General features: G+C 27.7%; 34 protein-coding genes. 18 read left to right on the top strand and 16 right to left on the bottom strand.

Annotated features, from left to right (window positions below; all coding sequences use genetic code 11):
• Positions 1-123: 123 nt before the first annotated feature.
• Positions 124-471 carry a hypothetical protein gene (locus AC5LG6_RS04515; RefSeq protein ID WP_260931412.1) on the bottom strand — a complete coding sequence of 116 codons (348 nt, stop codon included), beginning with the start codon at positions 469-471 and terminating at the stop codon, positions 124-126.
• 110 nt (positions 472-581) lie between these two features.
• On the opposite strand from AC5LG6_RS04515, the gene trmD reads away from it, so the two are divergent.
• The 3 genes from trmD to AC5LG6_RS04530 all read left to right on the top strand — a co-directional run bounded on the left by trmD (position 582) and on the right by AC5LG6_RS04530 (position 2,311).
• Positions 582-1,259 (top strand): tRNA (guanosine(37)-N1)-methyltransferase TrmD, encoded by a 678-nt coding sequence (gene trmD / locus AC5LG6_RS04520; protein WP_141048307.1) that lies wholly within the window; start codon positions 582-584, stop codon positions 1,257-1,259.
• Positions 1,256-1,612 carry a 50S ribosomal protein L19 gene (rplS, locus tag AC5LG6_RS04525; protein WP_066359621.1) on the top strand — a complete coding sequence of 119 codons (357 nt, stop codon included), beginning with the start codon at positions 1,256-1,258 and terminating at the stop codon, positions 1,610-1,612. Before trmD ends, rplS begins: the two co-directional genes overlap by 4 nt.
• 87 nt (positions 1,613-1,699) lie before the next feature.
• Positions 1,700-2,311: a DedA family protein gene (locus AC5LG6_RS04530; RefSeq protein WP_498585808.1), complete on the top strand. Its 612-nt coding sequence runs from the start codon at positions 1,700-1,702 to the stop codon at positions 2,309-2,311.
• Positions 2,312-2,323: 12 nt separating this feature from the next.
• On the opposite strand, the gene AC5LG6_RS04535 is transcribed toward AC5LG6_RS04530, so the two are convergent.
• Complete coding sequence (locus AC5LG6_RS04535) at positions 2,324-3,433, bottom strand: aminotransferase-like domain-containing protein (protein ID WP_498585809.1); 1,110 nt, start codon at positions 3,431-3,433, stop codon at positions 2,324-2,326.
• Between the two features lie 152 nt (positions 3,434-3,585).
• Here AC5LG6_RS04535 and AC5LG6_RS04540 point away from each other — a divergent pair, with 152 nt between their 5' ends.
• The 3 genes from AC5LG6_RS04540 to AC5LG6_RS04550 are packed head-to-tail and all read left to right on the top strand — an operon-like array spanning position 3,586 to position 5,668.
• Positions 3,586-4,458, top strand: a complete 873-nt coding sequence (locus tag AC5LG6_RS04540) for an AraC family transcriptional regulator (protein WP_498585810.1) — start codon at positions 3,586-3,588, stop codon at positions 4,456-4,458.
• Between the two features lie 15 nt (positions 4,459-4,473).
• Complete coding sequence (locus AC5LG6_RS04545) at positions 4,474-5,250, top strand: NUDIX domain-containing protein (protein WP_498585811.1); 777 nt, start codon at positions 4,474-4,476, stop codon at positions 5,248-5,250.
• A 34-nt stretch (positions 5,251-5,284) separates the two neighbouring features.
• Positions 5,285-5,668 carry a RidA family protein gene (locus AC5LG6_RS04550; RefSeq protein ID WP_066402541.1) on the top strand — a complete coding sequence of 128 codons (384 nt, stop codon included), beginning with the start codon at positions 5,285-5,287 and terminating at the stop codon, positions 5,666-5,668.
• A gap of 20 nt (positions 5,669-5,688) precedes the next feature.
• Here AC5LG6_RS04550 and AC5LG6_RS04555 read toward each other — a convergent pair whose 3' ends face one another.
• The gene (locus AC5LG6_RS04555; protein ID WP_066165136.1) at positions 5,689-6,156 is read right to left on the bottom strand and encodes a threonine/serine exporter family protein; all 468 of its coding nucleotides are present in this window, start codon (positions 6,154-6,156) and stop codon (positions 5,689-5,691) included.
• A 1-nt stretch (position 6,157) separates the two neighbouring features.
• The gene (locus tag AC5LG6_RS04560) at positions 6,158-6,934 is read right to left on the bottom strand and encodes a threonine/serine exporter family protein (RefSeq protein WP_258315894.1); all 777 of its coding nucleotides are present in this window, start codon (positions 6,932-6,934) and stop codon (positions 6,158-6,160) included.
• Between the two features lie 77 nt (positions 6,935-7,011).
• Here AC5LG6_RS04560 and AC5LG6_RS04565 point away from each other — a divergent pair, with 77 nt between their 5' ends.
• Entirely contained in the window at positions 7,012-7,341 is a 330-nt protein-coding gene (locus AC5LG6_RS04565) for a hypothetical protein (protein WP_498585812.1), read from the top strand.
• A gap of 3 nt (positions 7,342-7,344) precedes the next feature.
• On the opposite strand, the gene AC5LG6_RS04570 is transcribed toward AC5LG6_RS04565, so the two are convergent.
• A complete protein-coding gene (locus tag AC5LG6_RS04570; RefSeq protein ID WP_498585813.1) occupies positions 7,345-8,226 on the bottom strand; it encodes a 1-aminocyclopropane-1-carboxylate deaminase in 882 nt (293 codons plus the stop codon).
• A gap of 60 nt (positions 8,227-8,286) precedes the next feature.
• Here AC5LG6_RS04570 and AC5LG6_RS04575 point away from each other — a divergent pair, with 60 nt between their 5' ends.
• Positions 8,287-8,766, top strand: coding sequence for a MotA/TolQ/ExbB proton channel family protein (locus tag AC5LG6_RS04575; protein WP_066155350.1), 480 nt, complete (start codon positions 8,287-8,289; stop codon positions 8,764-8,766).
• Positions 8,763-9,152 (top strand): ExbD/TolR family protein, encoded by a 390-nt coding sequence (locus AC5LG6_RS04580; protein WP_066220473.1) that lies wholly within the window; start codon positions 8,763-8,765, stop codon positions 9,150-9,152. Before AC5LG6_RS04575 ends, AC5LG6_RS04580 begins: the two co-directional genes overlap by 4 nt.
• Positions 9,153-9,218: 66 nt before the next feature.
• On the opposite strand, the gene AC5LG6_RS04585 is transcribed toward AC5LG6_RS04580, so the two are convergent.
• The gene (locus AC5LG6_RS04585) at positions 9,219-10,715 is read right to left on the bottom strand and encodes an aldehyde dehydrogenase family protein (RefSeq protein WP_498585814.1); all 1,497 of its coding nucleotides are present in this window, start codon (positions 10,713-10,715) and stop codon (positions 9,219-9,221) included.
• Between the two features lie 157 nt (positions 10,716-10,872).
• On the opposite strand from AC5LG6_RS04585, the gene AC5LG6_RS04590 reads away from it, so the two are divergent.
• Positions 10,873-11,412 (top strand): manganese efflux pump MntP, encoded by a 540-nt coding sequence (locus AC5LG6_RS04590; protein WP_066359604.1) that lies wholly within the window; start codon positions 10,873-10,875, stop codon positions 11,410-11,412.
• Between the two features lie 25 nt (positions 11,413-11,437).
• On the opposite strand, the gene AC5LG6_RS04595 is transcribed toward AC5LG6_RS04590, so the two are convergent.
• Together AC5LG6_RS04595 and AC5LG6_RS04600 are read right to left on the bottom strand one after the other, a co-directional pair.
• Entirely contained in the window at positions 11,438-11,815 is a 378-nt protein-coding gene (locus AC5LG6_RS04595) for a type II toxin-antitoxin system VapC family toxin (protein WP_081560628.1), read from the bottom strand.
• Positions 11,799-12,050 (bottom strand): hypothetical protein, encoded by a 252-nt coding sequence (locus AC5LG6_RS04600; RefSeq protein WP_066220479.1) that lies wholly within the window; start codon positions 12,048-12,050, stop codon positions 11,799-11,801. Before AC5LG6_RS04600 ends, AC5LG6_RS04595 begins: the two co-directional genes overlap by 17 nt.
• 115 nt (positions 12,051-12,165) lie before the next feature.
• Between AC5LG6_RS04600 and trpS the strand changes: the two genes are divergently transcribed.
• From trpS to AC5LG6_RS04615, 3 genes are read left to right on the top strand one after another with little or no spacing between them, the layout of a single operon-like run.
• Positions 12,166-13,131, top strand: a complete 966-nt coding sequence (gene trpS, locus AC5LG6_RS04605) for a tryptophan--tRNA ligase (protein WP_498585815.1) — start codon at positions 12,166-12,168, stop codon at positions 13,129-13,131.
• A gap of 50 nt (positions 13,132-13,181) precedes the next feature.
• A complete protein-coding gene (locus AC5LG6_RS04610) occupies positions 13,182-13,985 on the top strand; it encodes an ion transporter (RefSeq protein ID WP_498585816.1) in 804 nt (267 codons plus the stop codon).
• 16 nt (positions 13,986-14,001) lie between these two features.
• Positions 14,002-15,048: an AI-2E family transporter gene (locus tag AC5LG6_RS04615; RefSeq protein WP_498585817.1), complete on the top strand. Its 1,047-nt coding sequence runs from the start codon at positions 14,002-14,004 to the stop codon at positions 15,046-15,048.
• Positions 15,049-15,051: 3 nt separating this feature from the next.
• Here the strand turns inward: AC5LG6_RS04615 and AC5LG6_RS04620 are convergent, their stop codons facing one another.
• The 8 genes from AC5LG6_RS04620 to AC5LG6_RS04655 form a co-directional block, all read right to left on the bottom strand.
• Positions 15,052-15,750: a class I SAM-dependent DNA methyltransferase gene (locus AC5LG6_RS04620; RefSeq protein ID WP_498585818.1), complete on the bottom strand. Its 699-nt coding sequence runs from the start codon at positions 15,748-15,750 to the stop codon at positions 15,052-15,054.
• Positions 15,750-16,358 carry an ATP phosphoribosyltransferase gene (gene hisG, locus AC5LG6_RS04625; protein ID WP_066347230.1) on the bottom strand — a complete coding sequence of 203 codons (609 nt, stop codon included), beginning with the start codon at positions 16,356-16,358 and terminating at the stop codon, positions 15,750-15,752. Before hisG ends, AC5LG6_RS04620 begins: the two co-directional genes overlap by 1 nt.
• Positions 16,336-16,971: a type III pantothenate kinase gene (locus tag AC5LG6_RS04630; RefSeq protein WP_066402524.1), complete on the bottom strand. Its 636-nt coding sequence runs from the start codon at positions 16,969-16,971 to the stop codon at positions 16,336-16,338. The genes hisG and AC5LG6_RS04630 overlap by 23 nt, the downstream gene beginning before the upstream one ends.
• Before the next feature lie 14 nt (positions 16,972-16,985).
• The gene (locus AC5LG6_RS04635) at positions 16,986-17,198 is read right to left on the bottom strand and encodes a type II toxin-antitoxin system PemK/MazF family toxin (RefSeq protein ID WP_260875704.1); all 213 of its coding nucleotides are present in this window, start codon (positions 17,196-17,198) and stop codon (positions 16,986-16,988) included.
• A complete protein-coding gene (locus AC5LG6_RS04640; RefSeq protein WP_066165087.1) occupies positions 17,189-17,404 on the bottom strand; it encodes a hypothetical protein in 216 nt (71 codons plus the stop codon). Before AC5LG6_RS04640 ends, AC5LG6_RS04635 begins: the two co-directional genes overlap by 10 nt.
• A gap of 126 nt (positions 17,405-17,530) precedes the next feature.
• Positions 17,531-17,728 carry a hypothetical protein gene (locus AC5LG6_RS04645; RefSeq protein WP_187473170.1) on the bottom strand — a complete coding sequence of 66 codons (198 nt, stop codon included), beginning with the start codon at positions 17,726-17,728 and terminating at the stop codon, positions 17,531-17,533.
• Positions 17,729-17,838: 110 nt separating this feature from the next.
• Positions 17,839-18,714, bottom strand: a complete 876-nt coding sequence (locus AC5LG6_RS04650; protein ID WP_498585819.1) for an ORF6N domain-containing protein — start codon at positions 18,712-18,714, stop codon at positions 17,839-17,841.
• Positions 18,715-19,523: 809 nt separating this feature from the next.
• Complete coding sequence (locus tag AC5LG6_RS04655) at positions 19,524-20,804, bottom strand: major outer membrane protein (protein WP_498585820.1); 1,281 nt, start codon at positions 20,802-20,804, stop codon at positions 19,524-19,526.
• Positions 20,805-21,006: 202 nt separating this feature from the next.
• Here AC5LG6_RS04655 and AC5LG6_RS04660 point away from each other — a divergent pair, with 202 nt between their 5' ends.
• From AC5LG6_RS04660 to hemA, 5 genes are read left to right on the top strand one after another with little or no spacing between them, the layout of a single operon-like run.
• On the top strand, positions 21,007-21,519 hold the full coding sequence (locus AC5LG6_RS04660) for a shikimate kinase (RefSeq protein WP_498585821.1): 513 nt from the start codon (positions 21,007-21,009) through the stop codon (positions 21,517-21,519).
• Positions 21,516-22,817, top strand: coding sequence for a histidinol dehydrogenase (gene hisD / locus AC5LG6_RS04665; RefSeq protein ID WP_498585822.1), 1,302 nt, complete (start codon positions 21,516-21,518; stop codon positions 22,815-22,817). The genes AC5LG6_RS04660 and hisD overlap by 4 nt, the downstream gene beginning before the upstream one ends.
• The gene (locus AC5LG6_RS04670) at positions 22,810-23,112 is read left to right on the top strand and encodes a DUF2018 family protein (RefSeq protein ID WP_081560759.1); all 303 of its coding nucleotides are present in this window, start codon (positions 22,810-22,812) and stop codon (positions 23,110-23,112) included. The genes hisD and AC5LG6_RS04670 overlap by 8 nt, the downstream gene beginning before the upstream one ends.
• Positions 23,113-24,030 carry a polyprenyl synthetase family protein gene (locus AC5LG6_RS04675; RefSeq protein ID WP_498585823.1) on the top strand — a complete coding sequence of 306 codons (918 nt, stop codon included), beginning with the start codon at positions 23,113-23,115 and terminating at the stop codon, positions 24,028-24,030.
• 1 nt (position 24,031) lies between these two features.
• Complete coding sequence (gene hemA, locus AC5LG6_RS04680; RefSeq protein WP_498585824.1) at positions 24,032-25,321, top strand: glutamyl-tRNA reductase; 1,290 nt, start codon at positions 24,032-24,034, stop codon at positions 25,319-25,321.
• The last annotated feature ends 13 nt before the right edge of the window (positions 25,322-25,334 follow it).

The following is a 25,334-nucleotide window of genomic DNA, read 5'->3' on the forward strand; positions in this document are numbered from 1 at the left end:
TTAAATCCTCTTTCGACAAGAGTTTACACACGATTGGTACCAAAAATCACAGATTTTTACCAATCGGGTAAAATTGTCTTTTTCGGACTTAAAAACGATTTAATATTAATTTTCTAACGATTATTAAAATGACAATTGTGGTGGATGTACGCCAGTTCTTCTAAATGCAAAATATGTTGTATAGTATGGGCATCTAGGGATAAATTGAAAAAGTCTTACAGCAAGTGCTGTTTTTCTTTTAAAAAAGCAATCACAATGACATGGTTTAGAATTTACTATACTACAAGATAATAAACTATGTTCAACATCACAGGATAACTCATCCTCTTCATCACTATTTGAAGAAATTTTTAGTTTTTCATTTATATTAGTTTTTAGTGCAGTAAATTTTGCATGCAATTTTGATTGTGTTGCATACGCTTGAATTGAAGCTAATGTAAAATATTTTTTTCCAAAGCCTTTAACTTTCAAAAATTTACTCCTTATATTATTAAATGCGAAATCTATACTATTTATACTTAATAATATATAAAAAAATTTATGATAACATTTCAAACAAAAAAATTGATTGGAATTTTATTTTGAAGTTTACTTTTGTTACACTTTTCCCCAATTTGATTGAACCATATTTAAAAGATTCTATTTTAAATAGAGCAGTTGAATCAAATTTAATAAGCTACGATTTTTATAATCCTAGAGATTTTACAACTAACAAGCATAAAAAAGTTGATGATGCTATGGTTGGTGGAGGAGCTGGAATGCTTCTATCTTGTCAACCACTTTTTGATTGTTTAGAAGAGATAAAAAGAAAAGATAAAGAGGCATATATTATTTTTCCACTTGCGGCTGCTAAACCTTTTAGGCAAAATGATGCAAAAAGACTTGCAAAGAAAAAAAATATTGTAATGGTTAGTGGAAGATATGAGGGAATTGATGAGAGAGTTATTGAAAAGTATGCCAATGAGGTTTTTAGCATTGGAGAGTATATCTTAACAGGTGGTGAGCTTCCTTCGCTTGTTATGGCTGATGCAATATCTAGAAATGTTCAAGGAGTACTTGGAAATGAGTCTTCTTTAGATGTTGAGAGTTATGAAAACAATTTATTAGAAGCACCTTCTTTTACAAAACCAGAAAATTATGAAAATTTATTTGTCGTTAAAGAATATTTAAAGGGAAACCATAGTAGAATTTGCGACTTAAAATTTCAGATGTCCATTTGCAGGACGAAATACTATAGACCCAATAAGGAAAGACGATGAAAAACAGATATATAGCAAGTTTTGAAGCAGCTCAAATAGCTTCTAAAGAAGTTCCAGCGTTTAGAGCAGGAGATACATTAAGACTTGGTGTTGAGATTAAAGAGGGTGAGAAAAAAAGAGTTCAAACTTTCGAAGGTGTAGTAATTGGAAGAAGCGGAAACGGTGTTGATGCTACATTTACTATTAGAAAACTTGGAGCAAATAATATTGGTGTTGAGAGAATTTTCCCACTATATTGTGAGTCTTTACAATCTATCGAAGTATTAAGAAAAGGTGATGTAAGAAGAGCTAAACTTAACTACTTAAGAGCACTAAAAGGTAAAGCTGCAAAAATTAGAGAGCTAAAAAGATAATAATTAAGGCTTATGCCTTAATTATTCTTCAAATAAACTCTCTAAAAACTTCAAAATCTTTTTTAACCATTCAAAAAAAGGAAAACTTTGTTATCACAAATAATTAACTTCATTGTAGAAACTGTTGGTCAGTTAGGATATTTAGGTATTTTTATAATGATGTTTTTAGAGAGTTCTTTTTTCCCATTCCCATCAGAAGTTGTAATGATTCCAGCTGGATATTTAGCTTATAAAGGTGAGATGAATATGTACCTAGTAATTCTTTTTGGAATTTTAGGTTCGCTTGCAGGTGCAATATTTAATTACTATTTTGCTTTAAAGCTCGGAAGAAGATTTTTAATGAGATATGGAAAATATATCTTTATTAGCGAAGATACAATATTAAAAATGGAAGAGTTTTTTAATAAGCATGGTCATATCTCAACATTTTTTGGAAGATTAATTCCAGTTGTAAGACAATATATCTCTTTACCAGCTGGACTCTCTCGAATGAATCTTTTTGTATTTTCACTATTTACAAGTTTGGGTGCTGGAATTTGGGTTGCTATATTAGCATTTTTAGGATATTTCTTAGGTGGAAATGAAGAGCTAATAAAAGAGTATTTACATCAAATTATTATTGCTCTTTTAGTCTTAATCGTTGTTTTTAGCTATCTGTATTATAAATTTACAAAAAGAAAAAATAGAAGAAAAATTTAAGTTGTCTATTTTTTATAGACAACTTTTTATTAGTTTAAGCCCTTTTTCTATTTGTTCAAAACTTGAGTGAGTGTAGTTAAATCTTATTTCACTATTTGGAACTTTATCTATATAAAACTGATTTGCTGGAACATACACAACTTTCTTTTTTAAACACTCTTGAACAAGAGCAAAAGTATCAATTTTTTTATCTTCAAATCCACCATATAAAAACATTCCACCTTTTGGTGTTTGATGCTTAAATTCAGGCATTATAGTTTTTAAAGCTTTTGAGAAAAATTGAGCTTTTGCTTGATAATCATCTCTTATTTCTTGAAGATGTTTTTCATATTTTACTTCATTTTTTAAATACTGGGCTAAAATATATTGTGAAAGACCACAAGAGTGAAGATCAATACTCTCTTTTATAATCATTAAAGATTTTATCTTCTCTTCATCCGCTCGTATCCAACCAATTCTTAAGCTTGGAACTAAAGTTTTAGAAAAACTTCCTAAATGAAAAGAGTTATTTGGTAAACTAGCACTTATATATTTACTTTTTTTATCAAAATAAAGCTCACTATATGGACTATCTTCTATTAAAATTCCATCATATTTTTTTACTATATTACAAACTGCTTCTCTTTTCTCACTACTATATGTTGTAGCACTTGGATTTTGAAAATCTGGAATTAAGTATGTAAGTTTTGTCTTTTTAAAACTTTTCTCAAACTCTTCTATGTTTACTCCATCATCTTCAAGTTTTACACCATCCATTTTTAAACTATTTAGTCTGAAAATATTCATAGCTCCTAAATATGAAGGCTCTTCTATAGTAATATCTTTGTTCTCAAAAAACTTTGCCAAAATATACATGGCTTGTTGGCTTCCTGTTGTAATTAAGATATTCTCTTTTGTTGTAACAAATCCTTCATTTGTGTATCTTAAAGCAATTTGTTCTCTTAATTCATTTATTCCATTGCTAATTGTGTATTGATAAACTTTTGGATTTTCTATTGCTTTTAAAGTTGCTTCTTTTAAATCTTGCGTTGGAAATAGATTTTCACTTGGAAGTCCACCTGCAAATGAAATTGTCTCTTCATCTATTGCTTCAAGTATCTCTCTAATAAATGATCTTTTCATAAATTATCCTTTTAAATGGTTTGCAATTTAAAAAGAAACCATTAATATTTTTAAAATTTTACATCAATAAAAATATTTATACTTTACATAAAATGCTTTTATTATTATCTATTTTTGCTATTTTTATATATATTTATTGATATAATAGTTTTATGAAAAAATCTACTTATGAAAAAAGAGCAAAAATTGCAAATGATGTAATGAACTATATTTATAAATATATTGATACAAATATAAATATAGATGAGTTAAGTTTACAATTAAATGTTAGTAAGTTTCATCTTCATAGAGTCTTCAAAGAGGAGTTTGGAAAAAATATTTATGAAAGTATTAAGTCAATACGACTTGAAAAAGCTGCAAATTTACTAATTACAAATAAATTTTCAACAATCACTGATATTTCAAATATGACTGGATATAGTTCACAAACATCTTTTTTAAGAGCCTTTAAACAAAGGTTTTCTATGACACCAAAAGAGTGGAAAAATGGTGGTTATAAAGAGTATTCAAATAAAATAATTGAGAAAATATCAATTAGTAATGATTTAGATTTTTCAAATATTGAGCCAACAATTGTTAAAATGCCACAGATGAGAGGATATTATATTAGGCATAAAGGTTATGATAAATCTATTAAAAAAACATGGGCAAAACTTCAAACTTGGATTTATACAAATGATATAAAATCTTATAAACAGATGGCTTTACATCACGATAATCCAATTATTACTCCTCTTGAAGATTGTCAATATATTGCAATTGCAGTTTTGGATGAAAATGAAGAGTTAAAAGATTTATCCCTTCCAACTTTGGATATTCCAAAGGGAATTTATGCAAAGTTTAGTTTAAGTGGAAAGTATGGAGATGTAATAAAACTAATACAGTGGGTTTATCATGTATGGTTAATAGATAGTGGTTATGAAACAACAACAAATCCATCTTATACCATTTATGAGAAGAATCATTTTTTAAGTTTAGATGGTGAGTTTATTTTGGATTTTTATCTTCCAATAAAATATGTTTAGAATGAGGAAATTATTATGAATAGTAGTATTGAATATATAGCAAATTTTAAAACAAGTCTTGACCCATACAATGGAATTACAATTTTAAGTGAAGATTTGCCAAAAGATATTTTGGAATTTGAACAGAATTTAAAAGATTTAATACAAAATGTAAAAGATAATAAAAATTTAATTTGGATCTATATAGATATAAAAAAATCAGATTTTATTCCAATTGCTATAAAGTTTGGTTTTACTTTTCACTCTTGCAATAGTGATTATATATTACTTGTAAAAGTTTTAAAAGAAAATGCAATAGTTCCAAATCTGGCAAATCATACTTTAGGAGTAGGTGCTGTTGTAATAAATAGTAAAAATGAGATTTTATTAATTAAAGAGATAATTAGAAATGAGTATTATAAGCTTCCAGGTGGACATATTGATGATGCTGAGATGATTTCTCAAGCTTTGAGTCGAGAAGTTTTTGAAGAGACAGGTGTTGTTGTAGATTTTGAAAAAATTATATCTATAGGACATTTTTATCCACATCAATTTCATAAATCAAATCTATATGTTTTATGTCTTGCAAAGCCAAAAAGTTTAAAAATAGATGTAAAAGATAAAGAGGAGATTAGTGAAGCTATATGGCTAGATTTAGATGAGATGTTTAAAAGAGATGATATTCATGATTACACAAAAACTATTGTAAAATCAGCATTGAGTGGTCAAGGATTGTATAAAAGTGAAACTCCAATTTTAAGTCATCTTAAAAATGAGTTTGAGTTGTTTTTTGTAAAAGAAAGCAAAAACTAAATATAATAAATTTTTAAAAAATCAAAGGATAAAAATGAAAAAAATAATAAGTACAACAAAAGCTCCAAGTGCGATTGGACCATATAATCAAGCAACTAGTTTTGAGAAATTAGTATTTACATCTGGACAAATTGCATTAGATCCAACAACTATGGAGATTGTAAATGGTGGAGTTCAAGAGCAGACAAAACAAGTTATGGAAAATTTAAAAGCAGTTTTAGAAGAAGCTTCTAGCTCTTTTGAAAATGTTTTAAAAACAACTTGTTATCTCTCTGATATGGATAATTTTGTAGCTTTCAATGAAATTTATGGACAATATTTTAAAGGTGAAACTGCTCCTGCAAGAAGTACAGTTGCAGTTAAAACTTTACCAAAAAATGTTTTAGTTGAAGTAGATGTAATTGCATTTAAAAACTAATATTTTTATAAAATAATCGCCTAAACAATAGGGCGATTAAGTCTTAAAAAATATAAAGATGGAAGAACTAAACCAAAAGTTATAGCTATTAAAACAGCAATAGCTTTAAGTCCATTGTGCGTGAATGACTCTATTAATTCAATACTTGCACCAAATCTATTTATATCTATTAATGTAGTCATTGCTCCAAATGCATAAGTTCCTGGTAAAATAGGAATAATAGATGCAACTGTATATACAGGTCTTGGTATTTTGTATTTTCTTGACCAATATAAAGCTATTATTCCAATCACTGCTGAAGCTAAAAATGTAGAGATTTCAATTCCAAAATTTAAGTGTAAAAATATTGTTCTCAAACTATATACTATTGCTCCACCCATTGCACAATATTTTAAAGTATGTTTTGGGACATTAAAAACCATCCCAAATCCCAAAGATGCAGTTGCAGCAAAAGCACCATCTATGATTAATTGCAATAAAAAATTCATATTAAGCCTTTATTCCTAAAATAGCAATTGCTAAAATAATTCCAACAGATGAAGCAAGTGTTAAAATCATACCATCCATCCATCTTCCCCAACCCATCATCATATAACCTTTGAATGAGTCTAAAAAAGAGTTTACAAAAGCAAATCCAGGTGCCAAAAGTAGTACACTAGCTGCCATTGCAATACTTGGAGTATCTGTAAATCCATATATTTTTGATAATCCAGAAATAATTGTAGCTACAAAAGCAGTTATCCCAAAAACTATAATCATCACAAATCTTCTTTTTGATAACTCTTGTCTTGTAAACATAGCAATACCTGAAGCAAAAAAAGTTACAACAAGTGACATAAAATCACCACCTTGCAAATATGCAAAAGATGCACAACTAAGAGCAACCATAAGAACAACTAGCCATCTATTGTAGTAATTTGGTTCAATTTGTTTTAAAATAGTATATAAATATCTAATATCATAGTTAACTTCATTGTCTGATTTTTCCATATCTAAAACTATTTTTTGAATTTGGCAAACTATGCTCATATTTATAGGTTTATGGTGAACTCTTCTTGTTGTTGTTACAGATTGCCCATGGTGAAGAGTTGTTAAAACTATTGCAGATGGTATTAAAGAGATTTCAACACTTGAAGCACCTAAAACTTTTCCTAATCTTTGAGCTGTTTGTTCTATTAAGATGCTTTCAGCTCCATATTCACTCATTAAAACAGCAGCTTTTACAATACCTCTTGTGATTATAGATTGTTCTTCGTAAGATAGCATTTTAATTTTTCTCTTTTTACTTTTTAAATTTCGTAATTATACAAGTTTTGATATAATAAACGCTTTTAAGGATAACAATGAAAGAGACAAGCCAATATTTTGCAAAAAAGAATATACTTTTTAAAGAGTTAAAAGAGATTTTACCAAAAGAGTTAAATAGTAAAAAGAAGATAAAAATCTTTGTAGGTTCAAGCACAGATCTGAAATTTTATGCAATATTTGTTTTGTCAAGCAAAAGTAGGTTTATAAAAAAAAGTTCAGATGAGCTAGAAAATTTATACAATCTTTTGGTAAATCATCAAAACCACAACTTCAAAGTAAAAACACTATTTATACAAAGTGAAATTTGTAGTAAAACAAAACAACATCTAAAAGATAGTGGCTGGACAATAGTAGGGCAAAAGTAATTTTTAAATAGATTCTAAAGCCTTTGAAAATTTAAACTTATATCTTTCTATCATAGTTTTATTTCCCAAAACTCCACCTTGATGAATATACAAAAATATATAGTCATCTTTATTTTCTAGATTTTTTACAAACTCTTCAAAAACAATCCATCCTAAACTATCATAAAGAAGATCAAACTCTATATTTGTCTGTTTTAAAAGCTCTAAATGTTTCAAATAAAACTCAATATAGAGTTTCCCAAAATGGTATTTTTTCTCTTTTTTTAAAATTTTTGGATGATTTTTTTCTTCCAAAGCTAAAAACTGCTTTTTTAGATACTCATCATCTCCTACGCAAGAGCAAGTAAACACTTCAAAAGGTAAAAACTTTTGCAGATACAAAGCAGTTGTTCCAGTTCCACTTGGTAAAAATATTTTTAATCTTTTATCTTCAATATTTTGCTCTTTTGCCCAAGATTTTATCTCATTTGCTAATATTTCTATTCCAAAGCGAGCCTCTTTAACAGCTCCTCCTTCACTTATGAATAACTCATTTTCTTTAAAATGTTGTGGAATTTCACTAACAATTAAATTCATACCATTTTTAACTGCTTCTTTGTAGTTTCCATTTGGATTTTTAGATAAAATATCTGGTAAATGAGATACATAGTAGTCAAATTTTAGATTTTTTAATTTACATAAAACAGATAGTGAGTACATTGCATTTGATTGATTTGAGCCATGAGATATAATTTTTTCAATACCTTGTAAATCATTTTTTAAAAAGTAGTAAAATTTTCTAGCTTTATTTCCACTAAAATGACCATGAAGTAAATCATCTCTTTTTACAAAATATCTTTGATTGTTTAAAAAAATTTCAGATGTTTTTGAGTTTGTAAATTTCATAAATACCTATTTGTAAATAATTTTTCAATATAATATCCAAAAATTTCAAAAGGCTTTCATATGAACTTATTAGAATTTATAGACAAAGGTGGAATTATCGTCTATATTTTAATTTTTTTAAATATTATTGGATTTACAATAATTATTTGGAAATTTACAACTCTTCCACAAGTAAATAAAACAATAGCAAAAATAGCTTCAAGATTGGATTTTAACCACTCAATAAATGCACAAATTGAGTATGAAGTAAAAAAATTAGAATCAGGGCTTGTAATTATAAAAAATATTGCAATAATCTCTCCACTTTTGGGACTTTTAGGAACTGTTGTTGGAATTTATAGCTCATTTGAAGAGATAACTATAAAAGGTTTAGGAGATCCTACAATATTTTCAGGTGGAATTGCAGTTGCTCTAATTACAACAATTGCTGGGATTATTGTATCAATTCCTCATCAAATAGCTTATAATCACTTCATTAGCCTTGTTGATAAAATAGAGATAAAAGCTAAAAAAGAGTTAGTAAAAGAAGAGAATAGATGAAACGAAGAGAACATTTGGGACTTGATTTAACACCAATTATTGATGTTGTTTTTATTCTTTTAATATTTTTTATAGTTACAAGTGTTTTCAAAAAAGAGGAACTAGCTCTTATGCTTGAACTTCCTAGCTCAAATGCAAAAAGTATGCAAGTAAAACAGGAGCAAATTTTTATAGAGCTTAGTGTAGATAAAATGGCTATTAGAGGTATTGAAGTATCATTTTCTTCACTAGAAGATAATCTAAAAAGCATAAAAAATAAAGATGAACCTGTAATTGTGAGAATTGATAAAAAAGTACCATATGAAAAAGTTGTAAAAGTTCTTGATTTACTTCAAAAATATAGTTTGAATAATTTGGCTTTGGTTACTAATGAAGAGAAGAAATAAAATAGAAAATATTGATTTGTAATTTTTAATTTAATATAGAGGCTAAAAAGCCTCTATATTAAGAGATTAAAAAAATCCTAAAGCTTTTGTATTAAATGAAGTTAAAATATTTTTTGTATGTCTATAGTTATTTAACATCATCATATGAGTCTCTCTTCCAATTCCAGATTTCTTATACCCACCAAAAGAGGCATGAGCTGGATAAACATGATAACAATTTACCCAAATTCTTCCAGCTTGAATAGCTCTTGATACTCTATGAATTTGGTGTGCATCTCTTGACCAAACTCCAGCACCCAATCCATAAATAGTATCATTTGCAATTTCAATAGCCTCTTTCTCATCTTTAAATGTAGTTACAGATAAAACAGGTCCAAAAATCTCCTCTTGGAAAATTATCATTTTATTATGACCTTTATAAATCGTTGGCTCTATATAAAATCCATCTGGATTTATAGAAGAGTGATAAATATCTCCACCAACTAAACACTCAGCCCCATCCTCTTTTGCAATTTTTAGATATTTTGCAATTTTCTCTTTTTGGTTAAAAGAGTTTTGAGCTCCCATTGTATTTTCTGTATCAAGTGGATTTCCAAGTTTTATAGCTTTTACCCTTTCTACAACTCTTTTCATAAACGGTTCATAAATTGACTCTTCAATTAAAGCTCTTGATGGACAAGTACAAACCTCTCCACTATTAAATGCAAATAGTACAAGCCCTTCAATTGCCTTATCAAAGAACTCATCATCAGCATCCATTATAGATTTAAAGAATACATTTGGAGATTTTCCACCAAGCTCTAGAGTTGATGGAATTATATTTTCAGTTGCATATCTCATAATTTCTTGACCTGTACTTGTCTCTCCTGTAAATGCAACTTTTTTAACATCTCTATGAGTTACAAGATGTTTACCTATTTTACCACCTGCTCCATTTACAACATTTATAACACCTTTTGGTAAAACATCTTTGATTAAATCCAAAAATAGAAGTATTGAAAGTGGGGTTGAACTAGCTGGTTTTAAAACAACACAATTTCCAGCAGCAATTGCAGGTGCTAGTTTCCAAGCAGCCATTAGAAGTGGGAAATTCCAGGGAATAATTTGAGCAACAACTCCATAAGGCTCATAAATCTCTTGAGATATAGTGTTCTCATCCAAATCAGAAATTGTTCCAGATTCAGCTCTTATAACAGATGCAAAATACCTAAAATGGTCAATAAACAGAGGTAAATCTGCATTTAAAGTCTCTCTTACAGCTTTTCCATTATCAAGTGTTTCAGCAACTGCCAAAGCCTCTAAATTTGCCTCTACTATATCTGCAATTTTGTTTAATAAAGCACTTCTTTGAGTAACCGATGTATGCTTAAACTCTTCAAAACCTTTTTTTGCAGCCTCAACTGCTAAATCAACATCTTTTTCATTTGATCTTGGAATTTTTGTAAGCAATTTTCCATCAACTGGAGAGATATTTTCAATATACTCCCCACTACTTGGAGCAATCCACTCTCCACCTATAAAATTCTCATACTGATTTTTATAGTTTGGTCTTTCGTAAATCATAATAACTCCTTTTTGATATTAGATACAAAAACATTAACATATAAAAGTAGCTTTATAGTTGCATTTATAAAAAGAGTTTTAGGCTATTTTTACAAGTTAAATTTTTGCTATTTTCGTTATAATTTCGGCTTTATATTTAAAAAAAGGGATTATTTATATGTTAGAAGTTTTGATATTGGCATTTGCTTTAAGTATGGATGCATTTGCAGTTTCAATAGGTCTTGGAATAAAAAATAAACAAGATATAAAAATAATGGCTCTAAAAGCTGGGTTATTTTTTGGTATTTTTCAAGCTTTAATGCCATTTTTAGGTTTTTTAGGTGGAATTGGTTTAAGAGAGTATATTCAAGGATATGACAAAATCGTTGCTTTCGTTCTACTTTTACTTATTGGTGGAAAGATGTTATATGAAGCATTTACTGAAAATATAGAAGAGGAGATAGCACAGGTAACAAATAAACTATTATTAACTTTAGCAATTGCAACAAGCCTTGATGCTATGGCTGCTGGGTATAGTTTGCATCTATTTTCTGTAAATGTTTATTTATCAATTTTTATTATAGGAATTATCACGTTTATTATTAGTTATGTTGGAGTTTATGTAGGCAAAAGTGGTGGAGAAAAATATGAGAGTAAGGCTGAAATTTTAGGTGGAGTTGTTTTAATACTTATCGGATTTAAAATTTTACTTTTTTAGAGTAATTAAGTGTTAGTTTCTATTTCTAACACTTTTTTAAATCTTTATCAAAACTTATCTTTTCAAATCCTTGTAGCTTACTTTTTGCACAAAGTAAAGCATCTACAAAGTCAATATTTTTATTCTCAATCAAATTAAAAACTTCATTTAAAATCACTTTATCACTATTAACAACTCCATCTAAAGCCAAAATCGATTTTAAATCATTTAATACTTCAGATTTTGGAAGTTGATACAATTTTGTTAATACAAAAAAAGCTTCCATAAATACGACATCTAAGATAATTACTATTTTTTGAGACTTTTCTATCTCAAAAAATATATCTTTTGCAATTTTGAATTGTTCTTCATTGTCTGCGACTAAAAATCTAATTATTATATTTGTATCAATTAAACTTACCATATTTCTCTTCCATAGCTTTAGTCATAGCAAGATTTTTTGCTTCTTCTAGGTCTTCGATTTTTTTTACTCTATTTTTATATTTTCCTGCCAATTTCTCTACAATATTTGTATGATTTGCTGGGTAAATTGTAGCTACTTTTATCTTTCTTCTTTTATCAACTACTTCTATTATATCTGTCATTTTTGTCAATAATGAGATATTTTTTTGTATATCTGCAACACTTATGCTTATCATAAAAAGTCCTTATATATAAATCGTTTTTATTATATATAAATAATATATGCTTGTCAATTAAATTTTTAGCTACTTTTGATATAATCCAAACAAAAAAATATAGGAGAATTTGGTTTTGAGAATTTTATCAGGTATTCAACCCTCAGGAACAATTCACATAGGAAACTACTTTGGTATGGTAAAAAAGATGATAGAGTCACAAAATGATGGTGAACTATTTGCTTTTATTGCTTCATATCATGCATTAACTAGTGTAAAAGATAAAGAGTTTTTAGAGAAAAACTCTTATGAAGCGGCTATAAATTTTTTAGCTCTTGGAATGGATATTGAGAAATCAACTTTTTGGATACAACACGATGTTAAAGAGGTTTTGGAATTATATTGGATATTATCAAACCACACTTCTATGGGACTTTTAGAAAGAGCTCACTCATATAAAGATAAAACTTCAAGAGGAATTAGTGCAAGTCATGGGCTTTTTTCATATCCAGTTTTGATGGCTGCTGATATTTTGTTATTTGATTCAAATATTGTTCCAGTTGGAAAGGATCAAATACAACATGTAGAGATGACAAGAGATATTGCAATATCGTTTAATCATGCATACAAAAAAGATATTTTTGTTTTACCAGCTGCAAAAGTTGATGAAAATGTTGCAACAGTTTTAGGAACAGATGGGGCTAAAATGAGTAAATCATATAACAACACAATTGATATGTTTACAACTTCTAAAGAGCGAAAAAAACAGGTTATGAAAATAGTAACTGATTCAAAAGAGCTTGATGAGCCAAAAGAGTGGGAAAACTGCAATATTTATAATATTTCAAAACTATTTATGTCTACAGATGAATTAAAAAATTTACAAAAAAGATATGAAACACCAGGCGAAGGATATGGTCACTTTAAACTTACACTTCTTGAAAAAATAGAAGAGTATTTTAAACCTTATGAAGAAAAAAGAGTAAAACTTTTAGAAAATCCAAAGCAAGTAAGAGAAATGCTTGAATTTGGAGCTAGTAAAGCAAGAAAAATAGCAAGTGAAAAAATAAGAGAAATTAGAGATATAGTAGGCTTAATTTAAATCTATAGTTTTTTAATCTATTATTTCAAAAATTTTTTTAAAGGAGCTTTATGTATTCTAAAATTAAAAATATCGTAGATAGTTCATTGTTCTCAAAGTTTATTATCTATTTGATAGTTTTAAATGGTATTACAATGGGCTTAGAGACTTCAAAAACTTTTATGCAAAGTTATGGAGCTTTTACAACTTTATTTAATCAAATTGTTATTACGATTTTTACAATTGAGATTATTTTAAGAATTTATGTTCACAGAGTATCTTTTTTCAAAGATCCTTGGAGTCTGTTTGATTTTTTTGTTGTAGCAATATCTTTAGTTCCAACAAGCTCAGGATTTGAAATATTAAGGGTTTTAAGAGTTTTAAGGCTATTTAGACTTATCACTGCTGTTCCTCAGATGAGAAAAATAGTTTCAGCACTAATTAGTGTAATTCCAGGAATGTTATCTGTAATTGCTTTAATGACACTATTTTTTTATATTTTTGCAATTATGTCAACACAACTTTTTGGAGAGAAATTTCCACAGTGGTTTGGAACATTAGGTGAGTCATTTTATACTCTATTTCAAATTATGACTTTGGAATCTTGGTCAATGGGTATTGTACGACCTGTAATGGATATTTATCCTTATGCTTGGGTTTTCTTTGTTCCTTTTATATTTATTGTAACTTTTGTAATGATAAATTTAGTTGTAGCAATAATTGTTGATGCTATGGCTATTTTAAATAAAGAGGAAGAGCAAAATATAATAGATGAGATACAATCTCAAGACAATAAAATAAATAAAGAGATTAAAGAGTTAAAAAATGATATTAGTGAACTTAAACTTTTACTAAAAAATCATTTAGAAAAATAAAAAGGATAAACAGATGATGGATGCAATAAATTTAAAAAACTATTTTTTCTATTTTGCTAGTTTTGTAATAATTATTGCTGGAGTTAAAATGGCAAGTGAAGTAGTAGTTATACTATTTTTAGCTATTTTTATCTCTTCTATATTTTCATCTGTTTTAAATTTACTAAAAAATAGAAAAATTCCAAAAATAATCTCATATTTACTTTTAGCTTTAATTGTTTTAATAGTTGGATTTATGTTTGTTTATGTAATAAATATCTCTTTAAAAGATTTTTTAACAAATCTTCCACTATATGAAGAGAAGTTAAGAAATTTGGTTTTAAACTCTATACATCTTATTCAAAGTTATGGATTTGAAATAGAGATTGATAGAGCAAAAATAATGGAAGTTCTAAATTTTGGCTCTTTTTTTGCTCTTACAAAAAATATTATAGGAAGTATTGGAGCATTTTTATCTCAATTTTTATTGGTAATTATTGGAGTTGCATTTATTCTAGCAGAGTCAAAATCTTTTCAAACAAAACTAAAAGTAATATTTAGAAACAACACAAAAAGTCTTGAACATTTTAATCTATTCTCATATAACATTCAAAAATATTTTGTAGTTAAATCTTTTACAAGTTTTCTTACAGGATTTATAGTTACTTTAATGTTAATGTTTTTTGATGTTGATTATCCAGTTTTATGGGGAGTTATAGCAATGTTATTTAACTTTGTTCCAGTTATTGGTTCAATAGTAGCTTCAATTCCTGCAATACTTTTAGCTTTGATGAATCTTGATATTACATCAACTATATGGGTAATTGTACTTTATATGGTAATTAATATATCTATTAGTAATATACTAGAGCCAAAATTAATGGGAAAAGAGCTTGGATTATCGCCTTTGGTAATATTTTTCTCTTTAATTTTTTGGGGTTATATTTTGGGAATTGTTGGAATGTTTTTGGCAGTTCCAATTGCTATGACTCTAAAAATAGCTTTTGATTCAAACTCAAATAGCCGTTGGCTTGGTATTTTAATGTCTGATTTATCAAGAAAAAAGCTAAAAAAAAGAGTCTAAGTATTATAAATGTTTTTTACAAATAAATATTAGTTTATCCGCACTTTCATCTGTATGAAGAAAAAACTCTTTTATCTCAACAATCTCAAAACCAGATTTTTTTAGAATTTTTTCTAAATACTCTTTTTTATGGTACTCTTGTACTATTTTATCTTGTTCTTTTCTATATTTTCCACTTTTTTCTTTTTCAAAAAGTGTTATATTTGTTTGAAGTTTATCATTTTCAAAAAAAGCATCAATTGCTATAAATTTATCTTCAACATCAATATTTATAGTTCCTTGAGCTACTTCATCAAAACCAAAATATGTGTTTACATCAAATATAAAATAAGCATTTGGATTTAAAACTTTATTAACTTGTAAAACAAATTTTTCAAGTTCAATTTTTGGAATATAGTTTAAAACATCAAAAATTGCAGTTGCACAATCAAATTTTTCTTTGACATCTTCAAGAGCTATAGCTTTTGCATTTAAGCCTTTTTCTTCACAAATCTTTATTTGCTCAACACTTAAATCAATCCCAAAAGCTTTTTTTTTGTTTATCTCTAAGTTATTTAAAAAATATCCTTGTCCACAACCAATATCGATTATGTTGTCTAAATCATTTACCATAATAAATTTCAAGAACTCTTTATGAAGAGAGTAAATCTCCTCTTCAAAATCCAAATATGGCTCTATTCTTGCATATAAATCAAGTCCCATTATAAAAATTTCTCTAGCTTATCTTTTAAATCAAAAATAAAATCTTTTTTCGCATAAAATGAGTTTTTATTTGCTATTAAGTGAGCTGTTGTTTCCATTATTGTTGGTCCAACTTCTAAACCATTTTGTTTCATAGTTTCACCAGTTTCAACAATATCAACAATACAATCACAAAGCCCAACCAAAGGTGCTAGCTCAATTGAACCATAAAGTTTTATTATCTCTACTGCCATAGCTTTTTGTTCAAAATATTTTTTTGCTATTTTTTCATGTTTTGTAGCTATTGTTATTTTACTTTTATCAAAATTTAGTTTCTCTCCAGCTCTTAAACCAAAAGCAACTTTGCAACGTCCAAGTTTTAAGTCCAAAAGTTTTATTAAGTCGTACTCTTTTTCTTCTAAAACATCAAGTCCAACAACTCCCAAATCAGCAGCTCCATGCATAACATAAGTTGGTACATCTTGATTTCTTACATTTAAAAACTTAAAACCACTTTTTTCTAATATTAGTTTTCTATCTTCAAAAACAAACTTCTCTCCAAAAGCTTTCTCAAATCTATCAAGAGTTTCATCTGCAATTCTTCCTTTAGGAAGGGCTATTGTTAGCATCTATTATCCTTTTCATATTTTCAAATATTAAATCTTTTTTATATATACTATTTTCAAAAAATTGGCTCAAAAACTCTCCATCTCCACCTGTAAATATTATATTTTTATTTTTACAAATCTCTTTTATAGGTAAAATGATAGATTTTAATAAAGCAAAAAAAACAGCATCTTTTGTTTGAAGCGGTATTTTATCCAAATTAATATTTTTTTCAAAATCACTTTTTGATATTTCTAGCTTTTTTGAGATATTTTTATAAGCTTTGAAAAAACTATTTAATCCTAAAAATATAAAACCACCAATATGTTTTTTATTTTCAATTATATCTACAGTTATTGCACTTCCTGCATCAATAATAACTGCATTTTCTTCAAAATAGCAAGCAACAGCTCTATCTACTCCTAAACCTATATAAGAAGTTTTGAAATCTATAAAACTAGCTAGATTTTTTGCATGAGGATTTTTTTTAAGAAGTTTTTTTGTAGCTTTTTCATTTACACTTATGTAAAAAATATCATCTTTAAACTTTGGGATTTTATCATTTTTGTAGTAATTTTTTATATTTTTATCTATAAAAAACTTTGTACTTGTATTTCCAATATCACATAAGATCAAATTTTGCCTTTGTTTTAAAATTCAATACTCAAAATATTTACAAAATTTTTTAACTCTATTAATATCTCATCATTTGTCATATTTCCTATTTTACTACTAATTGGAATTGCAATAAAATCATCAAAAGGTAAATTGTCTTTAAATACAAGTACTGGTCTTTTTTTTGATTGATTTAAATTGCTAAAATAGAACTCACAAAGTACAATATCAAAAGTTTTTATTTCCATATATTATCTTCTTCTAAGTCTTGCCAATCTTCTATAAGATTTGCAGAATGGTTTGAAAATAGTTTTGTATCTTCATTGTCATCTTTTGATACTGTTTTTTGTTTTTTCTCTTCTAAAATTTTTATTTTATTATTGTCAAGACTTTTTAGGAAAAACATTATATGGTTATAAATATCATCATTTATTTTTAGTTTAACTGTATGCATATATTTTCCTTTATAAATTTTTTAAACGATTATATCAAATTAGGAAGTAAAAAGGCAAAAAGTTTATATTTACTTTTTTATATATTAAAACTAAATCAGGTTTTACATGACACTTTCTAAACTCTTTTAAATTTCCATTGCTTTTTTATAAGTTTCAAAATCTTTAAAAGTTTCAACTTTTCCATTTTTAACTTCTTCAATGGCTTCTAATAACTCATTTGTTGGTTCTTTTTCAATTTTTAAATTAGCATTTGGTGAAAGTTTTATGATACTTTTAATAACATCTAAAAGTTTTTTATCTGCATTTTCTATAGTTATAAGCATTTTATTCCTTTATAAATTTTTTAAACGATTATATCAAATTAGGAAGTAAAAAGGCAAAAAGTTTTCTATTTACTTTTTTTACAAAATTAACAAAAAATCGTGACACAAGATTATTTTAATCTATTAAAAATCTCATCCAAATTTAAAAAGTCCAAACTCATCTTTGAAAAAGCGAACCATTTTTTACCCAAATCTTTTAAGCTAGCTCCCAAATGATAAATATCTTTTTTATCTATAATCAAAAATCTATCATGGCTAGATTTAAAAGTTTTTAGAGCAATATTTTTATATTGTTTTGAATATTTTTCAAAATCTAATTTTAATTGCTTTGAGATATTGTTCGTATAAATTATAAAATTTATATTTGGATACTTACTAAACAAAGTAAAAACTGTATCATCTATATAATTATCTATCAAAACTATTTCACTATTTGCTAGTTTTATTAAGTCATTTACAAAACTGTAAGCATCATAAATTTGACCATCAAAAAAGATGTTTTGCACTGGAATATTGTTTTTATCTTCTAAGGCTTTAAAAAGTAGATTGAAATTTTTATCGTGGATTGTTAATCGATTTTCTATTCTTTCAAATCTCTCAAACAAAGCTATGTTTTGAGAGATTAGTTTTCGCATCTCGACAAAAGCTCTAATAATTTTTATACTAACATTTACAGCAACTTCACTTCTTAAAATAGCACTAAGCATTGAAACACCTTGTTCTGTAAAAACATATGGATAACTACCACCTAGATGTTGTTTGGAAGGTATCGCATTTTGCGATACCATAAAAGCTATCTCATTTTCATCTAATTGAAACATAAAATCTGATGGAAATCTCTCCATATTTCTTTTAACTTGTTCTCTAAGACGAATAGATTTTACACCATAAAGCTCTGCTAAATCTCTATCCAACATAACTTGCATATTTCGTATAGTATAGATTTTATCTTTTATACTATTTTCATTTATGATTAAATCTTGCATTTTGTTTCCTTGAAAATTTAATCTTAAATTGTATCAAAAAAAATTAACAAGTGAAAGAAATATTACAAATTGTAATTATATTTGATTTTTATATTTTAATGTTGATTCGTAAATGGGGAAAACAAAGTTTCACATTCAAAGAGTGTAGTTTTGATTTTTATTTTTAAATAAGAATAATTTTAATAAAAGTAGCAGTAATAGGGGAGTGATGAATTCCCCCATGTTTTCCAATTAATAAAGTCTGGTTGCTAGAACTATAAATATTAAAAGTATTACTGCTATTGTGTGAAACAAAATAACTCCTTTTGGTAAAATCCCCTTTTCCCCAAAAGTTTTACTTTTGCTAACCACCCAGCAAAAAAAAAGGTAAAGCTAAAAAGCTCTACCTTTCTTGATTTACCTATCAGGTCATCACTCCTGAAAGAATTATCTTGTTTCAACGCGCTAATTCTATCTAAGTATAAATTTTATGTCAATAAAAGAGGCAAAAAGTTTTTATTTACTTTTTTTATAAAAAGTAACAAAAAATCGTGACACGAGTTGCTTTTTTAGGGATTTTTTCAATAAATTTCTAAAAACCAAAAACTTGCAAACTAAAGTTTGCTTCAAACAGTTTAGTTTTTTATACGAAATTTATATAAAAAATCTTTATCCTAAAAAAACAAAGTGTCACATCCAAAATAGTGTTGTTCTAATTTTCAGTTTTAAAAAGGCAAAAAAAAAGGTTGAGCAAAAGCCCAACCTTTTAAAGAAAAGTTGTTTTCTAAATCCCTAAGAGGTGGGAATAAATTCCCACTTCCTAAGAGAAATTAGAATGTATAAGCAACTTGTAATCTTCCCATATTTTGATCAACAGTTTTAAGACCAGTTGAATTTACTTTCTCTTCATAGTTACCATATCTTAAATATGTATTTAAGTTTTTAGACATTTTATATGTTAATTGTCCATAAACTTCTTGAGCTTTAAAATCAGCAAGTGCTGCTCCTGTTAAAGTAGCATTACCAGTTGCTTTAGATTTTAGGTTACCATAGTTTAATGTAAAGTTTAGGTTATCTAAAATATCAGCACCTAAAGCAGCTTGATAGTAATCAGCATTTGCTACACCATTAGATGTAATATTCCATCCAAGAGATGTGTTTTTTGCATCTTGATCAAGTGCAGTTAAACCACCTTTTTTATCAGTCATAGTATATGCAAGTCTAGCGTTAACGATAGAGAATTTACCATCAACAGCAAATCTGAACATAGAGTTTTTATCAGAAGTTAAACCTCTAGCAACTTTATCATTTAAAGTTAATTGTACATATCTAGCTTCTAAACCTAATTTTGCATTTTCTGCTAAATCAAGATTTGAAGTTGCTGCTAAAGTGTAAGAACCAAAAGTATTTTGTAAACCTGCATACCATGCTTCAAGTTTAACAAAATCTAAATCACCTTGAACAGTAGCAACATACATATCTAAACCACCATCAAAAGTATCACCTGTATTACCATTAAGATCCTTACCAACTTTTAAACCTTGTCCTGCATTTATTTCTGTAGATGCATTTAAGTTTGTTGCATTAAAGTAACCAGCACCAGCAGTTACAGGTCCAAATGTTGAAAGAGCTAGGATACCTGTTCCAGTTTGCTCATTTCCATTTATATCAACAGCAACTGTATATGGAGTAGTTAAACCTTGTTTACCAATATTTACAACAGTATTTGGAATAGCTGTAAATCCAAAGTATGCATTTGATAAACTTACATCAGCTTGTGTATCTAAACCTTGAGTTGTTCCAGTGTTTTGTTTTTTTGAACCTAATGAAGCAAATCCACCATTATCTTTTGAACCTACGATAAATCTTGAGTTAAATTTAACATAGTCATTTACTTTTGAAGATAGGTTTAGACCAATTTTGTAGTTATTTGATTCAGTTTGGTCACCTCTTTGAGTTGTACCATTGTCATCATAGTTGTTATATCTGTAAACTACTGATCCAGATACATCTACATTTTTAATAGCTTCTTCTAATGGTTGAGCATTAGCAGTACTAAAACCAGCAACTGCAACAGCTGCTACTAAACTAATTTTTGAGATTTTTCTCATGTTTTTTTCTCCTAAAATTTCGAAATTAAAGTCGATTTACAAGAAATAATTTATTCCCTTGTGAACCTTGGCGAACATTTTATATGAGTTAAAATTAAACTTTTCTTAAAATCGTTAATTTTTTGTTAATTTAATTTAAAGATAAGCATATTGTTTCTTATTTTTAGGATTTTTTACAAATATTTTGATACAATCGCACCTTATGAAAAAAAATAATATTATACTAATTGGTTTTATGGGTGTTGGAAAAGGAACTGTTGCTAGAGCTATGGTTAAAGAGTCTTCATTGTATGCAATTGATACAGATGATTTAATAGAGAGTATGGAAAATAGAGCTATAAAAAAGATATTTGCCGTTGATGGTGAAGCTTATTTTAGAAATTTAGAAAAAAAGACTGCTCTTTGGCTTGAAGAAAGTGTAGAAAACACAATTATTTCAACTGGTGGTGGATTTTATAGACAAGAGAATCTTAAAAATATAGGAACTGTAATATATCTTAAGTCATCATTTGATGGAATATTAAAAAGAATAAAAAAAGCACCAAATGCAAAAAATAAGTTAAAAAAGCGACCACTTTTACAAAATAAAAAAGAGGCTATGAAACTTTATGATACAAGAGTTAAAGAGTATGAAAGAGTTGCAGATATTATTGTTGATGTTGAAAATAGAGATTTGAAACTTATAGTAAAAGAGATTTTAGGACAGATAAAATGAAGATAATATATACAAAAGATAAAGAGTTTAAAACAGAGTTTGAAAATATTTTAAAAAGAGCAAAAAGTGATATAAAAGGTGTTTCAAAAATAGTTGAAAATATTATTGATGAGATTGTTGAAGATGGAAATGAGGCTTTAAAAAGACATATTGAAAAATTTGATAAATGGAGCGTTAAAAGTGATGATGAACTTTTAATTTCTCAAAAAGATATGAAAAAAGCTTATGATAATTTAGATGAGAGTTTAAAAAAATCACTTCACACAGCATATGAAAGAATAAAATCATATCACGAAAAACAGCTTCCAAAATCATGGATAGATTTTGAGGAGAATGGAACTATTTTGGGACAAAAAGTAACTGCTGTTGATAAAGCTGGGCTTTATATTCCAGGTGGGAAAGCTGCATATCCAAGCTCTTTATTAATGAATGCAATTCCAGCTTTAGTTGCTGGTGTTAAAGAGATAGTTGTTTGTACACCAACTCCAAATAATGAGGTAAATGAACTACTTCTTGCAGCTTGTCATCTTTGTAATGTTTCAAAAGTTTATAAAGTTGGAGGAGCAAGTGCAATTGCAGCTATGGCATATGGAACACAAACAATTCCTAAAGTAGATGTTATCACTGGACCTGGAAATATCTTTGTAGCAACTGCTAAAAAGCTTGTTTTTGGAGAAGTAAATATTGATATGATTGCGGGACCTAGTGAAATAGGGATTTTAGCAGATGAGAGTGCAAAAGCAAATTATATAGCAATAGATTTATTATCTCAAGCAGAACACGATGAGATGGCTAGTTCTATTTTGATAACTATTTGTGAAGATTTAGCAAAAAATACAAGCAAAGAGGTTGATAATTTTTTAGCAAATTTAAGCAGATATGAGATTGCTAAAAAATCAATAGATGAGAGGGGTGTTATAATTGTTGCTTCAAATATGGAAGAAGCAGTTGAACTTATGAATAAAATAGCACCTGAACACTTAGAAGTTATGACAAAAAATCCATTTGAACTACTTCCGTTTATAAAACACGCTGGAGCAATTTTCTTAGGTGAAAATACTCCTGAGCCAATTGGAGATTATATAGCAGGACCAAATCACACTTTACCAACAGGTGGAACAGCTAGATTTTATAGTCCTTTAAATGTAGAGAATTTCCTTAAAAAAAGCTCAATAATTAGTTTTTCAAAAAAAGCTATAAATGATTTGGGAGAGTCTTGTGCACTTCTAGCAGATACTGAAGGATTAACAGCACATGCAAAAAGTGTAAGAGTGCGATTGGAAAATAAAGGTGAGTAAATATAAAGATTGGTTTACAGAAGATGACGATGATATATTTTTTGGAAGTCCAAAGTCAAAGTTTTTTGATATTTTAGAGCAGACTCATAGAGATTTAGTTGAAGATGAGATTGATAAGGTTATTGAAAAATTAGCAATTTTGGAGCTTATTATAAGTCAAGATAAAGATGAGGATTTTGATATAAACTCATATTTAGAAGAGTTTAAAAAGATGAATCTAGAAGATGTAAACTCTATGAAAAAAGGGCTTTATATGGAATTTTCTGGAGAGATTATTAGTAGGTTGGATAGTTAAGTGGAAGTTTTAGAAAAAGTAAAAAATCAAATAAGAGATTTTGTAGAGGTTTGTCATTATCCAAAGGCTTTGGATTTGCTTGAAAAATTGGCAACTGGAAAGATGCTAAGAAGTAAGCTTATACTTAAAATTGCAAAAGAGAGTGAAAAGAGTGATGAGATTATAAGGCTTTGTGCAGTTGTGGAGATGATTCATGCAGCTTCACTTTTGCATGATGATGTTATAGATGAAGCTGATACGAGAAGAGGAAAACCATCTATTAATGCTTTGTATGATAATAAAACTTCAATAATGTTTGGAGATATTTTATACTCAAGAGCTTTTACAGAACTATCTCAAATGGATAAGAGAGTTGCATATCATGTTTCAAATGCTGTAACGGAACTAAGTATTGGTGAGATGATGGATGTTGATTTAACTGAATCATTTAATAGTTCATATGATAAATATTTAACAATGATATATAAAAAAACAGCATCGCTAATAGAAGCTAGTGCTAGAAGTGCAGCTATTTTGATAGGTTGCGATGATGAAAAACAAGAGAGATATGCCTCTTATGGAAAAAATTTAGGTCTTGCTTTTCAGATGGTTGATGATATTTTAGATATTACACAAAGTAGCCAAACTCTTGGAAAACCTGCTATGCTTGATTTTAAAGAGGGAAAAGTAACTATTCCATATCTATATTTGTATGAAAGAGTTGAAGATAAAGAGTATTTTAAATCTTTGTATAAAAAAGAGTTAAATCAAAAAGAGCTTGATTATTTAAAAGAGAAACTAAATAGTACAAATGCTTTGAGTGATGCTATAAAAGAGGCAAAAAATAGAGGGCTTGAAGCTATAAACTCTATAAAAGATGAAAAAAATAGTGAAGATTTAATAAATATTATGAAAGCTATGATAGAAAGAGATTTTTAAGATGAGTTATTTAGTAATCAGTTTTTCGCATAAAAATTTAGATATAAAACAGAGAGAAAAATTAGCTTTTAATAGTGATGAAGAGAAAGCAAGATTTATAAGAAAACTTTTGGAAGCACCTACAACTAGTGAATTGGTTTTGCTTTCTACTTGTAATAGGGTTGAAATTATTGCAAAAAGTTCAAATATAAAACAAAGTAGTAAAAATATTATTGAAAATTTAGCTAACTATTCATCTTTGGATTTTGAATTTTTATATGATAGGGCTGATATTTATGATGGAGATGGTGCTGTGCATCATCTTTTTTCGGTTGCTTCTGCACTTGATAGTTTGGTTATTGGTGAAACTCAAATTGTAGGACAACTAAAAGATGCTTTTAGATTTTCTCAAAGTTTTGGTTTTTGTGGTGAGTCTATGAGTAAAGTTATGCATTATGCTTTTAAGTGTGCTGCTCAGGTGAGAACTGCTACTAGTTTGGGAACAGGTTCTGTTTCAGTTGCATCTACTGCTGTTGCAAAAGCAAAAGAGTTAGTAGGAGATGCAAAAGGTGTAAATGCTTTAGTTATAGGTGCTGGACTTATGAGTGAATTGGCAGTTAAACACTTAATAAGCTCTGGTTTTGATGTAACAATAACTAGCCGTGATATAAAAAAAGCTCAAAATCTAGCAGATAGTTTTGAAGCTTCTATAAAAGTAGAGCCTTATTCTAAGCTTGAAGAGTTGCTTGAAATTATGCCTGTAATGATAACTGCAACATCTGCACCATATCCAATAATTACACAAGAGAATACTCCAAGTTCTAGTATAAGTAGATATTGGTTTGATATTGCAGTTCCAAGAGATATTGATGAGAATATATCAATGTTTGATTTAGATATTTATAGTGTAGATGATTTACAAGAGATTGTAAATTCAAATATGACACAAAGGTCAGCTCAAGCTAAAGAGGCTTATTCAATAGTTGGTCGATCTACTTTAGAGTTCTTTGATTGGTTAAAGAGCCTTGATATTGAACCAATTATTAAAAATTTGTATCTAAAAGGTGATAGTATAATTGAGAAAAAAGTTCAAAATGCTATAAAAAAAGGTTTTATACCAAAAGAGCATGAAGATAATATCAAAAAACTTTGCCAAACTATAATGACTGAGTATCTTCATAATCCATCAAAACAACTTAAAAATATTTCAAGAAATATGGAGTGTGATTTGGTTGTAAGTTCTGTTCAAAGTATGTTTACAAAACAAAATAGTGATACAAACTTCAAATGTGAACATTTATCAAAAAATTAGAAAATCAAAAATT

The organism is Arcobacter thermotolerans, from assembly GCF_983172305.1.

Coding starts and splice junctions, on each gene's coding strand:
- AC5LG6_RS04660 (WP_498585821.1), top strand. CDS start 21,007: ATGAAAAAAAATAATATTATACTAATTGGTTTTATGGGTGTTGGAAAA.
- AC5LG6_RS04655 (WP_498585820.1), bottom strand. CDS start 20,804: ATGAGAAAAATCTCAAAAATTAGTTTAGTAGCAGCTGTTGCAGTTGCT.
- AC5LG6_RS04570 (WP_498585813.1), bottom strand. CDS start 8,226: ATGAAATTTACAAACTCAAAAACATCTGAAATTTTTTTAAACAATCAA.
- AC5LG6_RS04575 (WP_066155350.1), top strand. CDS start 8,287: ATGAACTTATTAGAATTTATAGACAAAGGTGGAATTATCGTCTATATT.
- AC5LG6_RS04540 (WP_498585810.1), top strand. CDS start 3,586: ATGAAAAAATCTACTTATGAAAAAAGAGCAAAAATTGCAAATGATGTA.
- AC5LG6_RS04640 (WP_066165087.1), bottom strand. CDS start 17,404: ATGCATACAGTTAAACTAAAAATAAATGATGATATTTATAACCATATA.
- AC5LG6_RS04600 (WP_066220479.1), bottom strand. CDS start 12,050: ATGATAAGCATAAGTGTTGCAGATATACAAAAAAATATCTCATTATTG.
- hemA (WP_498585824.1), top strand. CDS start 24,032: ATGAGTTATTTAGTAATCAGTTTTTCGCATAAAAATTTAGATATAAAA.
- AC5LG6_RS04560 (WP_258315894.1), bottom strand. CDS start 6,934: ATGCTATCTTACGAAGAACAATCTATAATCACAAGAGGTATTGTAAAA.
- AC5LG6_RS04550 (WP_066402541.1), top strand. CDS start 5,285: ATGAAAAAAATAATAAGTACAACAAAAGCTCCAAGTGCGATTGGACCA.
- AC5LG6_RS04650 (WP_498585819.1), bottom strand. CDS start 18,714: ATGCAAGATTTAATCATAAATGAAAATAGTATAAAAGATAAAATCTAT.
- hisG (WP_066347230.1), bottom strand. CDS start 16,358: ATGCTAACAATAGCCCTTCCTAAAGGAAGAATTGCAGATGAAACTCTT.
- AC5LG6_RS04585 (WP_498585814.1), bottom strand. CDS start 10,715: ATGATTTACGAAAGACCAAACTATAAAAATCAGTATGAGAATTTTATA.
- AC5LG6_RS04620 (WP_498585818.1), bottom strand. CDS start 15,750: ATGGGACTTGATTTATATGCAAGAATAGAGCCATATTTGGATTTTGAA.
- AC5LG6_RS04545 (WP_498585811.1), top strand. CDS start 4,474: ATGAATAGTAGTATTGAATATATAGCAAATTTTAAAACAAGTCTTGAC.
- AC5LG6_RS04615 (WP_498585817.1), top strand. CDS start 14,002: ATGGATGCAATAAATTTAAAAAACTATTTTTTCTATTTTGCTAGTTTT.
- AC5LG6_RS04580 (WP_066220473.1), top strand. CDS start 8,763: ATGAAACGAAGAGAACATTTGGGACTTGATTTAACACCAATTATTGAT.
- AC5LG6_RS04535 (WP_498585809.1), bottom strand. CDS start 3,433: ATGAAAAGATCATTTATTAGAGAGATACTTGAAGCAATAGATGAAGAG.
- AC5LG6_RS04590 (WP_066359604.1), top strand. CDS start 10,873: ATGTTAGAAGTTTTGATATTGGCATTTGCTTTAAGTATGGATGCATTT.
- AC5LG6_RS04565 (WP_498585812.1), top strand. CDS start 7,012: ATGAAAGAGACAAGCCAATATTTTGCAAAAAAGAATATACTTTTTAAA.
- AC5LG6_RS04635 (WP_260875704.1), bottom strand. CDS start 17,198: ATGGAAATAAAAACTTTTGATATTGTACTTTGTGAGTTCTATTTTAGC.
- rplS (WP_066359621.1), top strand. CDS start 1,256: ATGAAAAACAGATATATAGCAAGTTTTGAAGCAGCTCAAATAGCTTCT.
- AC5LG6_RS04645 (WP_187473170.1), bottom strand. CDS start 17,728: ATGCTTATAACTATAGAAAATGCAGATAAAAAACTTTTAGATGTTATT.
- AC5LG6_RS04595 (WP_081560628.1), bottom strand. CDS start 11,815: ATGGTAAGTTTAATTGATACAAATATAATAATTAGATTTTTAGTCGCA.
- hisD (WP_498585822.1), top strand. CDS start 21,516: ATGAAGATAATATATACAAAAGATAAAGAGTTTAAAACAGAGTTTGAA.
- AC5LG6_RS04555 (WP_066165136.1), bottom strand. CDS start 6,156: ATGAATTTTTTATTGCAATTAATCATAGATGGTGCTTTTGCTGCAACT.
- AC5LG6_RS04610 (WP_498585816.1), top strand. CDS start 13,182: ATGTATTCTAAAATTAAAAATATCGTAGATAGTTCATTGTTCTCAAAG.